General features: G+C 74.3%; 8 protein-coding genes and 1 pseudogene. All 9 read right to left on the bottom strand.

Translation table 11 applies throughout. The annotated features are described in order from the left end of the window. Position 1 precedes the first annotated feature (1 nt). A complete protein-coding gene (locus tag QIS96_RS31235) occupies positions 2-5,056 on the bottom strand; it encodes an SAV_2336 N-terminal domain-related protein (RefSeq protein WP_282546187.1) in 5,055 nt (1,684 codons plus the stop codon). Then, positions 5,046-6,098 carry an AAA family ATPase gene (locus tag QIS96_RS31230; RefSeq protein WP_282546186.1) on the bottom strand — a complete coding sequence of 351 codons (1,053 nt, stop codon included), beginning with the start codon at positions 6,096-6,098 and terminating at the stop codon, positions 5,046-5,048. The genes QIS96_RS31235 and QIS96_RS31230 overlap by 11 nt, the downstream gene beginning before the upstream one ends. 29 nt (positions 6,099-6,127) lie before the next feature. After that, positions 6,128-7,900: a VMAP-C domain-containing protein gene (locus tag QIS96_RS31225; protein ID WP_282546185.1), complete on the bottom strand. Its 1,773-nt coding sequence runs from the start codon at positions 7,898-7,900 to the stop codon at positions 6,128-6,130. Further along, a complete protein-coding gene (locus tag QIS96_RS31220) occupies positions 7,897-8,307 on the bottom strand; it encodes a CU044_2847 family protein (RefSeq protein ID WP_282546184.1) in 411 nt (136 codons plus the stop codon). Before QIS96_RS31220 ends, QIS96_RS31225 begins: the two co-directional genes overlap by 4 nt. Positions 8,308-8,997: 690 nt before the next feature. Continuing rightward, the gene (locus QIS96_RS31215) at positions 8,998-10,482 is read right to left on the bottom strand and encodes an AMP-binding protein (RefSeq protein ID WP_282546183.1); all 1,485 of its coding nucleotides are present in this window, start codon (positions 10,480-10,482) and stop codon (positions 8,998-9,000) included. Positions 10,483-10,994: 512 nt separating this feature from the next. Beyond that, positions 10,995-11,660, bottom strand: coding sequence for a hypothetical protein (locus QIS96_RS31210; protein WP_282546182.1), 666 nt, complete (start codon positions 11,658-11,660; stop codon positions 10,995-10,997). Continuing rightward, positions 11,641-12,459, bottom strand: coding sequence for an FkbM family methyltransferase (locus tag QIS96_RS31205; protein ID WP_282546181.1), 819 nt, complete (start codon positions 12,457-12,459; stop codon positions 11,641-11,643). The genes QIS96_RS31210 and QIS96_RS31205 overlap by 20 nt, the downstream gene beginning before the upstream one ends. Beyond that, positions 12,456-12,743: a Trm112 family protein gene (locus tag QIS96_RS31200; protein ID WP_282546180.1), complete on the bottom strand. Its 288-nt coding sequence runs from the start codon at positions 12,741-12,743 to the stop codon at positions 12,456-12,458. The genes QIS96_RS31205 and QIS96_RS31200 overlap by 4 nt, the downstream gene beginning before the upstream one ends. 427 nt (positions 12,744-13,170) lie before the next feature. After that, positions 13,171-14,082: pseudogene (locus QIS96_RS31195) on the bottom strand (DMT family transporter); the annotation flags it as partial.

Below are 14,082 nucleotides of genomic sequence, written 5' to 3'. Positions count from 1 at the left end.
CTCATGGCTGGGGGTTCGTGAAGCCCTGCAGTTCCTCCAGCGAGTCGACGATCAACTCGCAGCCCGCGTCCCGGAGTTGACGGCGTTCCTTGGCCCCGCGCGCGTACGCGACGAAGTGCAGGCCGAGGGCCTGTGCGGCTTCGTACTCGGCTACGGATGAGCCGATCATCGCGGCGGTGCGCGGCGGGTTGTTCAGCGCTTCGAGCGCGCGGCTCAGGCAGTCGGGGTCGGGCATCAGCCGGTCGAGGCGGAGCGTACGGCCGTGGAATCCGCCGTTGACGGAGACGTCGCCGTTGCGCCCCAGCCACGCGTCCATCGCCTCCGGCGAGGTGTCGGAGACGATCGCGACGTCGCGCCCCGCCCGGCGCAGTGCGGAGAGCAGGGCCGTGCCGTCCTGATTGCGCGAGGCCTGGTAGACCGCTCGCAGCTCGATGCCGTCCAGACGGGACCGCAGCGAGTGGGCGAGCGGGCGGCCGGCGTAGGTGCGCAGCACGTCGAGGGGGTGCACCCCGGCCTCGCGGAGGTTGCGCACCACCGGCTCGCCGCGCAACGTCTCCTCCACGTCCTGCTGCTCGGTGACGCCCACGAGCAGCTCACGACAGGCCTGCGCGGCGGCCCGCTCGCCCGGATAGAGGTGGACGAGGGGGCCGTCGAAGGAGACCAGGACGGTCGTGGCTTCGGTGAGCGGGTTGACCCCGTCCAGGCGTGGGCGGCGGGGCGCGAGCCCGGCGGGGGGCCGTTCGGTGGTCAGGCTGAGGACGGCGTGCTGGGCTGTGACGCGGGGGGACTTGGGCGCGTGCAGTTCCTGGCGGAGCTGGTGCAGGGCTGCGGCGCTGTCGAGGGGTGGGTGGAGGACGGTGATGCGGGAGGCGGCGTCGCGGAAGGTGGCGACGAGTTCTTCGGGCTCCTGGCCGCCGGGGAGTTGGGGGCCGGAGAAGGTCCAGTTGAACTCGACCTGGGCGGTGAAGGGGCGGGACGCGTGTGCGCTGGGCAGGGTGAGTGTGCGCTCTTCCCGCCGGTTCGCGAGCTCCGGAGCCGGCCAGACGCAGTACCGGGCGAGGGAGCCGAGGGGGCGGAAGAGGCGTGCGTCCGCCAGCTGGTCCCGTACGACCAGGCTGTCGTACAGCTCGGGGGAGAGGGCCAGAGCGAGGGGCTCCTGGACCTGCTCGGCCGCCAAGGCTTCGAGCAAGTCCGGGGGCCGTACGTCGAGGAGGGCGCGCAGGCGCGGGTTTCCGGGGAGAGCGCGGTGGATGTCGCCGAGGGTGCGGACGGCTCGGGTCAGGAGGGCACCCTGAGCGGCGGTCACGACGAACAGCTCTTGGCCGTCGTCGGTGCGCTGCAGAGTGAGGCGCCCGAGGTCCGACAGGTTCGCCCGCAGTGCCTGATGGAGCAGCGCATTGAGTGTCTCTCGTGTCCGGGCGTCCTGGGGCGTCTCGGTGAACTCGATGTACAGGCGGGCCTCTCCGAGGCTCGCGGCGATCTCCCGCTGCAGACGGCGGATCGGCGGGTCGGCCTCGGTGGGCGAGTCCAGCTGGTCCTCGTAGGCCTGGTACGTGTTGAGGGCCTCCACGCGACGGCCCAGGCTGTGCAGGGCGCTCATGCGCAGGCGGGTCGCCTCGGGATGGCCCCAGCGCTCGCGCAGGACGTCCGTCGCGTAGTCGAGGGCCTGCTCGAAGTCGCCGTCGGCGTAGTGGAGTTCGGCTCGGGTGAGGCGGAGGGTCACGGACAGCGCGGCCATGCTGTCGCGTGCGACGGCGGCGCGGACGCCCGGCACTCCGGGGAGTGGCTCCCCGTGCATCAGGTCGAGGGCTTCCTCCACCAGGCGCAGGCTGTCGGCCGCGCGGCCCTGTTCGCGGGCGCGGATCGCGTCGGCGGTCAGTTCCTCGACGCGCACGACATCGGTGGTGTCGCCCTCCCCGAAGCGGAAGAACAGCATGCCGTCGGCGGCGTCGCCCACCACGTCGTCGCCGAGCTCGGCACGGAGGAAGTCGAGGGCCGCGCGCAGCTGTTCCTCGGCGGACGCGCCGGGCGGCTGTTCGCCGATGTCGGCGAGGAGTTGCTCGTACGAGACGAGTTCGCCCCAGCGGATGAGCAGCGCGTAGAGTACGGCGTTCTCCAGCGACCCCGGCAGGCCGACCTCCGTCACCCGCCCGCCCTCCTCGTACCGGGGCGGGCCGAAGAGGCGGTAGAGGCGCGGGGGGCGGGGCGGGGCGGGTTTGCGGGTCAGGGTGGTGAGCGCGGTGAGCGCGGCCCTGGCCTGGTCGAGGGACCCGAACCTCAAGTCATTGACGAGCGTGGCGAGTTGACCGCGCCAGGCCTCGGGCAGGGAGACCAGCTCGTCCGCGCGCAGTTCGTCGGACGTGGGAGCCCGGCCCGTCGCCATCGCCTGGACGTGCGTGCCGACCTTGGCCAGGTCCTCCCGTACGGCGCTGTCCACGTCCCTGGCGAGTGCGAAGCCGCAGAGAATCAGGTGGTCGTCGTCCGTGACGAGCACATGGTTGGCGGTGAGGTCCCGGTGCGGGAGGCTCTGGGCGTGCATATCGCGTACGACGACGGCCAGTTGGTGGGCCAGTCGCCGGAACCGGGCCAGGGGCACGCCGCTCGCACCGCTCTCCGCCAGCAGCTCCCGCAGGCTCACCCCCCTGACCCGCTCCGTGACCAGGAACGCCCCCTGGTCCGTGCGGCCCCGGTCCAGGACGCGTACGACGTTCTCGTGGTGGAGGGCGGTGAGCAGGTCGGTGGTGCGGGTGAAGACGGGGTCGTCCGCGTCGAGCCCCGAGAAGTGCTGGATCACCACCTCCTCGCCCGTCTCCTCCTGCCGGGCCCGCCACATCGTCAACCCCATGGGGCCGAGCGGCCGGTACGGCCACGGGAGGCGGGTCGGCCAGGCGGGGCCGATGCCTGATTCCAGGTCGGTGAGGAGTTGGCGGAAGCTCTGCGGGAGTTCGACGTCGCGGTCCCAACGCTGCGCGTACGCGAGGTTGATGAGGATCTGCCCCAGTGCCTGCAGGTCGTCCACGCGGCTCGCGGCCGGGCGTCGGTGCAGGGCGAAGCCGCTGATCTTCGGGGTGCCGTCGGGGGCGACCAGGATGTTCTCCGCGACGAGCCGGCCGTGCACCACGCCCGCCGCGTGCAGCGTCGTCACCGCGTCGATCAGGGCGGCCGCCATGTCCTGGGCCTCCTGCGCATGCGTGCGGTACGAGGAGAGCTTCGGGCCGTCCACGTGTTCCAGGGCCATGAACGGCCGGCCCTCGTGCTCGCCGACCTCCAGCACGCGGACCAGGTTGGGGTGTTCGGGCAGCGAGCCCGGCCAGGCGGAGAGGTCGCGGTCGGCGAGGCGGACGACCACCCGCTCACCCGTCCGCTCGTCCACCGCCGACCAGTACTTCTCGTTGCGGCCGAGCGCCGGGCCGAGGCGGTAGCGGGCGGCGATGAGGGGGGACGGGGGCGGGGCGCCGCCCAGGAGTCGGGCTGTGCCGGGGCTCACCGTGGCGATCGGGCCGTCCGACGGAGCCGGTTCGTCGCCGCCCGTCGTGGTCGCCGTGAACTCGGGGGCCGCGAGCCCCGCCCGCGCGTCGATCAACTCGCCCACGTCGGAGAGGAGTTGCTCCGTACGTCCCTGTGCCGAGCGCGGCAGGGTGCCGAGGAGGAGTTCCCGTACGCCGGGACGGAACGCGTACGCGCCCGGCGTGGCGGCGGGGGGTGTGCGCAGGAGGCCGCTGAGGACGACCTCGGCGAGGTGCTGCGGCTGTGGGTCGGGCTCGATCGCCGCCTGGACGAGGCGCATCACCGGGAGTTCGGGCCGGCCCACCGCCAGATGTCCGGCGAGCCGGAACGCCTCGGGGGAGGCGTGCGAGCGGAAGCGGAGGATCAGGTCGGAGGGGGAGAGGGTGTCCGGGGGTTCCGTTCCCGGCGAGCTGTGAACCGGAGGCTGCAGGCCCAACCAGGCGACCGCGCCCGGGAGTTGGCGGCCGCCCGGGTCCGCGATCAGCTCGGCCCAGTGGCCCAGCCAGGTCGCCGTCGGCTCCAGAACCGGAAGCGGGAGCAGATCCTCGGACGGGGAGCTGTCGCCGTCGTACGACTCGAAGGACAGGGACGCGTTCGGGGCCGCCGGGGCCGTGGCCGTGAGCAGGCCGGGCGTGGTCGGCAGGGCCGTGGTGCGCCACAGGCGTTCCGGCAGGGGCTGGAGCACGGCGAGCGGCATGCGCGCGGCCCAGCGCCGCAGTTGCGCGTACCAGAGGTCGCCCGCCGGGCCCGGCCGCCACTGCGGGCCCGTGCAGTCGCTGACGAGGAGGGTGACCGTGCGCCCGTCGGCGGGGGCCGGGGCCCCGGAGTGGCGGACCCGGCCGTCGGGCCCGGCCCGGTGCACGCTCACCGTGCGGAAGATGCCCGACTGGGCGAGCGCGTCCCGCAGTTCGCGGACGAGGGGACGCCAGACCGGCATCGTCGGGCCTGTGTCGTACACCAGGTCCAGGCGCAGCCAGCGCTCCGCGGCCGGGCGGAGCACCGGCAGCCAGCGGGCCGGGTCGCCGCCGAGGGCGGCGATGCGGTGCGCGGTGGCCGGCTCGTCGAGGACGTGCCCGGTGGGTGCGGGCACGGTGCGCTTCAGCGGACGCAGGGCGCGCTGCAGCGTGAGGGGGCGCGCGAGCATCGGGGGCGCGGGGACGTGCAGGGTGCGGTGCCCGCCGGTGCCCGCGCCGGACTCGCCGCGGGCGGGCAGGTGCAGGGGTACGCGCCCGTCCGCGCGCCCGTGTCCGTGTCCGTGCTCGCTCGGCTCCGGCCCGGCAGGGCGAGGGGCGCTTGAGGGGTCGGGGGCCGGTGGGGGCGTAGGGGGTGCGTCGGGGGCCTCTTCGTCCCGTACGGGTGACGGGGGCCGCGCCGCCCCCGCCTCCGTGGACCCTTCCCCGCCGCCCAACTGCCCGGCCAGCCACAGGAGTTCGGCAAGCTCTCGCGGGCCTGGGCGTGCGGCCGCGCCCGCCTCGGCGAGGAGGTCGGCGAGGCGGGTGACGGACGCGTCCGTACGGCGGCCGGAAGGCAGGGGGAGGTCAGAAGGCATCGGGCTCCTGCGCGTCGCCCGCGGCTCGCTCGCCGCCGCCCGCCAGGCGGCTCAGATACGGCATCAGCTGCTCGGCGAGCTCGTCGCGGGAGCCGGCGGAGAGACCCGCGGCGCCGGTCAGGTAGATCGCGTTGAGCAGCTGGTCGGTGGCGAGCTCGCCGCTGTTGCCGCGCTCCAGGAAACGGGCGATCAGGGTGCGCGCGTACGCGTCCGGCTCGCCCAGGTGCGCGCGGACGATCGCCTCCAGGTGCTCCTCGTCGGACCGACGCAGGCGCAGCGTGACGCAGCGGCGCAGGAACGCGGGCGGGAACTCGCGCTCGCCGTTGCTGGTCAGGACCACGAACGGGAAGGCGTGACAGCGCACCCGGCCGCCCCTGACCGGCGTCCGCTCGTCGGAGCCGTCGACCATCACATGCGCCTCGGGCGTGGTGCGGGCGGCGCGCAGCAGCTCCGGGATCTCGTACTGGCCCTCCTCCAGGACGTTCAGGAGATCGTTCGGCAGGTCCAGGTCGCTCTTGTCGATCTCGTCGATGAGCAGCACCCGGGGCCTGCGGTAGGGGAGCAGCGACGTGCCGAGCGGGCCGAGGCGCAGATGGTCCTGGAGCTCCCCGCCCGACGGCAGGTCCTGCGCGGCGGCCCGCCCGGCCGCGTACAGGCGGGACAGCGGGTCGTACTGGTACAGCCCGTCCGCGAGCGTGGAGCGGCTGGTGATGTTCCAGCGCAGCACGGGCCCGAGCCTCAACTCCCTTGCCACCGCGTACGCGAGGGACGACTTGCCGCTGCCGGGCGGGCCGGTCACCAGCAGCGGGCGGCGCAGGTACAGGGCCGCGTTGACCAGCTGCACCGCCTGCTCCGTCGGCCGGTACGTGTGAGCGCGGTGCGTGCGGTCGGGGGAGGCGGCCGAGCCGTCGGCGGGCTCGGCCGGCAGGTCGAGGGGGCTGTCGCCGCCGCCGTCGAAGGCCCGCCAGGGCGGCGGTGGGGGCAGCGCGTCGATGCCGTCGTGCGGCTCGGCGGCGCCGGTGTAGACGGGCCACTGGGACATGCGGGCTTCTCCTTCTGGGGACGGTGCGGTCAGCCGACCGGTGAGCGACGGAAGCCGGCGGCGGCAGGGTCGGGGAAGCAGCGCGGATCCTCCCAGAGGAGCGTCAGGTGCCGGGCCCACTCCTGCTCCGGATCCTGCCGCAACTGCCATATCTCGTACGGGAGTTCAGCGGGCGTACGACATTCGAGATAGCCGTCGAGGGTGTCGAGGAACGAGGCGCCGGGGCAGGCCTCGGCCGTGTCGTGGCCGCCCTTGCAGCCGGTGTACGGCCACAGGATGACCGGCACCGGCGCGTTCAGGCCCGCCTTCAACTGTTGTTTGGCGCGCGGCGCCTTCGGCGGTGCGGCGAAGCCGAGGAGTGCGGTGCGGCGGCGCAGCGCCTGGGTGAGCGGCACCTGCTCCTGGTCGCTGCCGCACTCGACGCGGTGCAGCACGCTCCCGGACTGCGCGTCCAGGGCCCGCCAGGAGTCGTGCAGGCGGTGCTGGAGCATCGCGTCGCGGCGGCGCGCCAGGTCCATGACGACGACCGGCGCGAACCAGCCGAGCGGCGTCGGGTCGTCCTTGCTGCGCTCCCAGGCGTGCACCGGCTGGTTGATCCACTTCTTGGGCAGCGCGAACGCGATCAACTCGTCCGCGCCGGGCGCGATCAGGCGGTACGCCGCACCGATCCGCTCCAGGGCGTACGCCCGCACCTCGGCGCGCGGCAGCGCACGCTCGCCGACGGGGTGCCGCTCGCCGTCCCGGCACAGCGACACCGAGACGTTGAACCGGTTCTGGTCGGCGCCGCTGTGGTCGATCTCCACGAGGACGGACTGCCAGGCGCGGACCGTGTGAGTGCGCGGGTGCGTGCGCGGGTGTGCTGTGGCGGGGCCGGCCGCCGCGCCGCTCGCCACCGGGCGAGCCCAGCTCGGCGGCCAGCGGCGCAGCCGCTCCCGGGCGTCCGGGTCGCCGTCGGCGAAGTCCGCGAGCCGGGCGGCGAACCGGGCCGCGGCCTCCGGGTCCCTGACCTCCGCGAGGACGTACCAGGCCGCCTCCCACAGCGAGGCGAAGCCGAGCGGCGGCAGCGGCGGGCCGAGCGCGTCCACCGCGTCCCGGTACAGCTGGTCCGGACGGCACTCGGCGCCCGCCGCCTCGGCCCGCGCGATCAGGTCCCGCAACTGCTCCTTGTCCTCGGGCTCGTAGCGCGGGGTGGGGATCAGGTCGCCCAGCGGGGGCCAGTAGCGGGGCAGAGCGGCCGCGGGCAGCATCCGGCCGCCGCGCACCCGCGGGTCCCGGTCGGAGGCCACGGCCATGCCGACCACCTGGTGCGTGTCGGCGCGCACCACGGCCGCGCCGCTGAACCCCGGCGCGAGCGCCTGCCCGTACGTCCCCCAGGCCTCCAGCTGCACCCACTCGCCGGCGATCAACTGGTCGGCGGTGGCCCGGCATTCGGCGATCTTGCCCTCGTCGTAGTGCAGCGGGAATCCGTGTACGAGGAGCTTCGGCGCCGGTGTGCCGTACGCCGCGGCGGGCGGGGCGAACTCGGCGGGCTTGATCGGCGCGGGCCGGTCCAGGGCGAGCACGGCCAGGTCACCCGGGTCGTTGACGGCGCCGGACCAGCCGCCGTGCGCGACGACGGTGGCGGCGTAGGGGCCGAGGCCGGGGCCGTCGGGGAAGGTGACGGTGAGGGGCGTGTCGGCGGGGGCGTGCTGGGCCGCGGCGACGACGTGGGCGCAGGTCACGACGTGCCGTTCGGAGACGAGGAAGCCGCCGCCCACCTCGTTGCCGCAGGTGATGCGGGCGTGCCAGGAGGTGGTGCTCATGTGGTGGGTTGCTGGGCGCGCCGGGGCTGCTCCGGCTGCTCCAGCTGTTGGGGGTGCTGGGGCTGCTGGGGTTGTTGGGGTTGCTGCGGGGTCCAGGAGAGCTTGACCAGGAGGTGGCCCTCGATCGCCGTCTTCGCGATCACCGCACCCGCCTCGGCGGTCAGCTTCACGCCGAACTCGATCTCCACGGCGTCCGGTTGGAGGCTGCCGTCGCGGAACACCCGCAGTGCGGACTCGGCGGCCGCGCGGGCGCTCTCCAGGGAGTTCTCGAACGTACGGGGCGCCTGGACCGGGCCGTTGTCGCCGCCCCGGGCGGCGAGCCGGGCGCCGCCGGTCGGGTCGTCGCCGGCCACCTCGACGACGACGTGTGCGCCGTCGGCCGCCTTGAACTCCACCAAGTTGTCCATGTGACGCCGTCCCCCGTGGTTCTGTCCGCGTGTTGTCGTGCGCGTGCCGCCTCGATCAATTGCATTGTCGCGGACGGGTGTTGGGGACGACAACGCGGCGGCGCCGCCTCCCCCTGGGACGGGGGGAGACGGCGCCGCGGCGTACTTCGCTCTGCGTCAGACTTCTCTCTGCGTCAGACCAGCCAGCCGATGAAGTGGACGACGCCGGCGAGGAGGTCGGTGAGGAAGTTCATGGTGGTGCTTCTCCTTGTGCTGCGTGTGTCGCGCATGAGGGACTCATGCGCTTGGGACTCGCAATCACGGTCTGCAGCCCGTTGCTTGCGCTCCGTAAGCATCGTTGGTCACTTGGGGCCGATGCAATCTCAGCGGCGACGATCACCTGTTCCAGGGAACACCTGCTCCCTTGTTCGTTTCCAGGGGCAACGTTCTCTCCCCGTTCTGGGACTGCCGCCCCCGGCCCCCGTTCTGGGGCTGCCGCCCCCGGTCCCCGCTCCGGGCTGCGCCCCCGTATCCCCGGTCGTCTTTCGGCTGCTGCGCCGTTGTGGCTGGTCGCGCAGTTCCCCGCGCCCCTTAAAAACCAGCCCCTGCCGGGGCTGAAATCCCGCCCCCACCCGCAAAATCCAGCCCCTCCGGCGTTTGAGGAGCGGGGTCCGGGGCGGAGCCCCGCGGCGGGGAGGGGATCGAAAAGGCTCAGGCCTGGCCCAGGGAGCGCTTCATCACCTTTCCCATGTCGTCGCGCGGCAGCTCCCCCACGTATCGCACGGCCCGCGGCCGCTTGTGCGGGGCGAGTCGGGTGGCGACGTGGTCGGCGAGTTCTCGCTCGCCGGGCGGGCGCGCGGGGTCGTACGGGACGATCCAGGCGACGATGCGCTGGCCGAGGTCCGGGTCCGGCTCGCCGGTCACCGCGGCCTCCCGTACGCCGGGATGGTCGAGCAGCGTGTTCTCGATCTCGCCCGCACCGATCTCGTGGCCCCCGCTGCTGATCAGGTCGGTGGCCTTGCGGCCGACGATGCGCACGTACCCGTCCCGGTCGTGCGCCGCCATGTCGCCGGTGCGGAAGAACCCGTCGTCGGTGAACGCCTCGGCCGTGGCGTCGGGCCGGTTCAGGTACCCGGTGAACAGGTGGGGCCCGCGCACCTGGATCTCGCCCACCTCGTCCGGGCCCGCGATCGGCGCGCCCGTCCCGTCGACGAGTCGCAGTTCCACCCCGCGCAGCGGTACCCCCACCGTGCCGGCGCGCGGCCTGGCGTCGGCCCTCGCGCTGGTGTTCATGAGGGTCTCCGTCAGGCCGTACCGCTCGATGACGCGGCAGCCCGTCGCGGCCGTGATGCGGTCGTGGTCGTGCACGGGCAGCGCGGCCGAGCCGGAGACCAGCAGGCGCGCCCCGGCCAGGGCCTTGGCGAGGGCACGGTCGGCGGGCAGGGCCTCGGCGATGCGGCGGTACATCGTCGGCACGCCGAACAACATCGTGGCCCCGGCGGCGAGTTCACGCGTCACGCCCTCGACGGAGAACCGGCCGAGGTGCCGCAGCTCGCCGCCGCGGCGCAGCGGGCCGAGCAGGCCGAGGATCAGCCCGTGCACGTGGAACAGCGGCAGTCCGTGCACCAGGACGTCCTCGGCGGTCCACTGCCAGGCGTCGGCGAGCGCGTCGAGGGTCGCGGCGAGCGCCCGGCGCGGCAGCACGGCGCCCTTGGGCGGCCCGGTGGTGCCCGAGGTGTAGACGACGAGCGCCGGGGCGTCTGGGTCGGGTTCGGGCGGCAACGGACGCGACGGTGCCGGTGCCGATGCCGATGACGGTGCCGATGTCGGGGCTTCGGTTGCTACGTCGATGCGCGTCCACTCGGCCAGCGGGCCAGGGAGTTCTGCTTCCTGGGCGGCCAGTACCGCGACCGGGCGGCTGTCCGTCAGGATGTGCTCCAACTCCTGCCCGCCGACCTTCGGGTTCAGGGGCACGGCGGGCGCCCCCGCGAGCAGCGCGGCGAGGACCGCGACCGCCGTCTCCACCGTCGGCGTGGCCCACACCGCCACTCGCCGGCCGCCGTCGAGCCGCGCCGCCAACGACCCCGCGGCCGCGGCGAGTTCCGCGTACGTGAGACTGCGCTCGCCGAAGCGCAGCGCGGGGCGCTCGACGCCCGCGACCAGGTCCGGGAAAAGCTCCGGATGGGGTGAACTCACGCGTTCCGACTCCTTGTTCTTCGTCCGTGGCACTGCCGTCTGGCTACCCGAGCCCGACCCGCCCACGCAACTTCTACGCACCCTCTCGCGCACCCTCGGGGGCGCCCCGAGTCGCCCAGGGCCGTCCCGCGCTGAACGAGGTCGGCTATCGCACACTCAGAGCCTGTTTAGCGCCTGGTCCTGGCGTCGTCCACGTACAGAGGCGGAGCACCGTCGTGTACGACAACGGGGCTGCCGCCTGGGGGAAACGCAAGGAGGCACAGCATGGCGCAGAAAGCACCGCAGGGCCCACCTCCTGGACCGCGAAAGGGCCGCCCGGACCCCGAGGTCGCCCGTGGCGGTATTCCGCCGAGGTGCTGTAGGGGCGATGCGCGGGGCGTGCTCCGGGATCATCGGGGGAGGTCCCGGAGCGCGACCCGCTGCAGCAATCCCCACGTGAACTCCGCGACGCACGGCCGCCGTTCGCCGCCCTCCCGCTCCGGTACGGACAGGGCTAGGGCCTGTCGTTTGGATCAGGCCGGATCCGGTCGGCGGCGCGGGTCGGTCGAGTTGAGCGGGGTCTGGTGCGTGCAGCTGCAAGGCGGAGGAGGGCGACATGGCGGAGCCATGGCAACCGACGACAACGCGGCAGATGTGCGTGCCAGGGCCCGCGACCCCGGCAAGATCCAAACGACAGGCCCTAGGCCCCAGCGGGTCGGCGCCGAGCCCTCCAGGGGGCGGGCCGGCGGGAACGCGCGGGCCGCCTCGTCGACCGTGCAGGACCAGGGCGTGAGGTCGGCCAGGGTGCGCAGCCGCGGGCCGGGGGCGCCGGGGGCGCGGATCAGCCACTCGTTCCAGACCGCGCCCGTCGGGGCGAGCAGCACCTCGAAGCGGAGGTCGGGCCAGAGGGGGACCGGCCAGAGCAGGGCCTCGCACTCCAGGTCGCCGATGGTGCGGCGGAGCCGTTCCGGTGTGCCGAGGACCGAGCGGTAGCGGGCCGCGGCGGACCGGCCGCGGGGCGAGCGGGTCATCGCCTGCCAGCGGCGGTTCGCCTCGCGCATCTCGGCGGTGGTGGCGCCGAGCGCGCGCCGGGCGTCCTCGACCGGGCCGGGGTTGTGGTCGGCCATCCGGCGGAGCAGGACCAGTTGGAAGTCGGCCGGGCCGAAGGGGGCGGCAGCGCTAGCGGGCATGCGCCCCATGGTCGCGTACCGCCGCCGTGCCTGGGCGTCTGCCGCCCGCGAGGAACAGCACCGAGTTCACGTACCGCGGGCCCTTGAACGGCAGGACCCGGCGGAGCAGGCCGCGGCGGACCACATGGGCGGTGTCCGCCTGGTGGGCCGCGAGGTCGAAGTCGTCGAGCGGGACCCAGGAGCGGCCGGGCAGCACCCAGCCGCGGTAGCCGTGCCCGGCGAGCAGGTCGACCACCGGGGACGTGGGCTGGATGCGGGCCTCCAACTCCACGAGCAGCGCCGGGTGATCGCGGTCGAGCAGCTCGGCCGCGCCGCGCAGTACGGGCAGTTCGTTGCCGTCGACGTCGATCTTCACGAAGTCGACCCGGCCCTCCTCGCGCAGCCCGAGCCCGTCCAGGGGCAGGCAGGGCACGTCCAGGGCGCGGGCGTGGATGTCCCGGCGTACGAGCGAGGAGACGCCGCGGTCGCCGCGCGCGGCCCGGTCGTCGTGCGGGAGCCAGAGGCGGGCCGTGCCGGGGCGGTCGGTGGCCGCGGCCCGGACGACGCGGACGTTGGCCGGGGTCGCCGCGTCCAGGGCGCGGGCCAGGTGCGGCACCGGCTCGACGGCGATCACCCGGCGGGCGCGGCCTGCGAGCCGCCGGGACCAGGGCCCGTACCAGCCGCCGACGTCCAGGGCCGTGTCGCAGTCGGCGGGGCAGAAGTCGGCGAGCCTGGCCAACTCGGGCTCGAACCGCGGGTACACGGCGGCCGCGAGGCCGCCGACGAGGCGGGCCGGGAGCAGCGGGCCGATGCGGGCGGCGACGGTCATGTCGAATCGCCCCCCTCCTCGCCGCCCACGACCCGCTCCGCGGCGCCTGCCCCCGCGGCGCCCGCTCCCGCGGTCCCCGCCTCGATGCGCTGGTGGAGCCGCTCGTGCTCCTCGTCGGCGACCTGCTCGCCGGAGGACGGCAGCAGCTGCGGGATGCCGTCGATCAGCGGATAGCGGCGGCGCAGCCGTGGGTTGTAGAGGGCCTCCTCCGGTACGAGGAGATGCAGCGGGCCCTTGTCGAGCGGGCAGGCGAGGATCTTCAGCAGCGGGTCGTCGGGGGTCATCGCGGAGTCAACTCCTGGGTGGGGATGGGGGGTTGGGTGATGCGGCAGGGGTCGTCGTGGTCGTGGTCGTGGTCGTGTTTGTGGTCGTTGTCGTGTTCGTTGTGGCGGCGGTGCGGAGCGGCCGGCGCGGCAGGGGCTCGCGTCCCTGCGACTCCTTGTCCGCCCCGGCCCCGGCCGTGCCCCGGACCGAGGCCCGGACGGCGGCCCGCAGCGGATCCCGGGCGGCGGGCCGGGGTCCGGGCGGACCGGGGGCCTGAAGGGGCCCGAGCCCCTGCACCGGCTCCCGCTCCGGCTCCCGACCGTGCACCGGCTCCCGCTCCTGAACGGGCCCGTGCTCCTGAGAGGACACCCGCTCCTGAGAAGACCCCTGCTCCTGAGAGGACCCCCGCTCCGGAATCGGCCCCCGAGCCGGCGGTCGGGGACCGGGCGGGCCCGGGGCCTGGATCGGCGGGGGCTGTGCGTCGTGCCGGGGCAGGGCGAGCAGTACCGACACGGCGAGCAGCGTGCCGCCGAGCCGCAGCGCGAGCCGTACCGGGTCGTCCGGCAGCGTCTCGCCGAACGCGACCGTCCCCAGGACCGCCGTGTAGAGGGAGGTCACCGTCGTACAGACCGGCACGATCAGCGAGGCGCGCGAACGCTGCAGCGCGGCCTGCGACATGACCAGGCCGAACGGGAACGTGAAGAGCAGCAGATACGGATACGGGGACGTCAGCAGCGAGCGCGCCGCGGCGGCGAGCCCGGAGGCCGTGTAGGTCGGCAGCGCGCTGGAGACGCCCTTGATGGCGAGCGAGCTGACGCCGTACAGGAGTCCCACGGCCACCCCGTACGCGGCGCCGTTGGTCGGCAGCCGGTGCAGCCGCCGGGCGCGCCGCTCCGCCGCCGCGTACAGCCACACGCCGAGCGCGAGGGACGGCACGCAGACCGCGAGGACCAGGTGGACGGGGGCGTGCAGGCTGACGGTGTCGGCGCCCTCCTTCAGGGAGAACACGACCATGAGCAGGGCGGCGAGGATCGCGGCGAGCGCGTACTTCTCCCGGCCCGAGGTCTGCTCGCCGAGCAGCACGGAGGAGAACAGGACGAGCAGGACCAGGCCCGAGACGAACAGGCCCTGCGCGGCCGCGATCGGCAGGGTCCGGTAGACCGCCAACTGGGCGGCGAAGCCCGCGAGCAGGGCCAGCGCGCCGCCGATCCACAGCGGACTGCCGAGCACGTGCCGCAGCAGCGCCAGCGGCCGCCGCGTGGACAGCGACGGCAGCCTGCCGAGGGCCCGCTTCTCCAGGACGAAGCCGAGGCTGGAGAGCGCGTTCGAGAGCAGGGCCGAGGCGACCCCCCACCACAC

The organism is Streptomyces cavernicola (assembly GCF_029968035.1).
In the GTDB taxonomy this organism is placed as follows: Bacteria; Actinomycetota; Actinomycetes; order Streptomycetales; family Streptomycetaceae; genus Streptomyces; species Streptomyces cavernicola.
The sequence above is the reverse complement of the archived record's forward strand: the minus strand, read 5'-3'. Positions and strand labels throughout refer to the sequence as shown.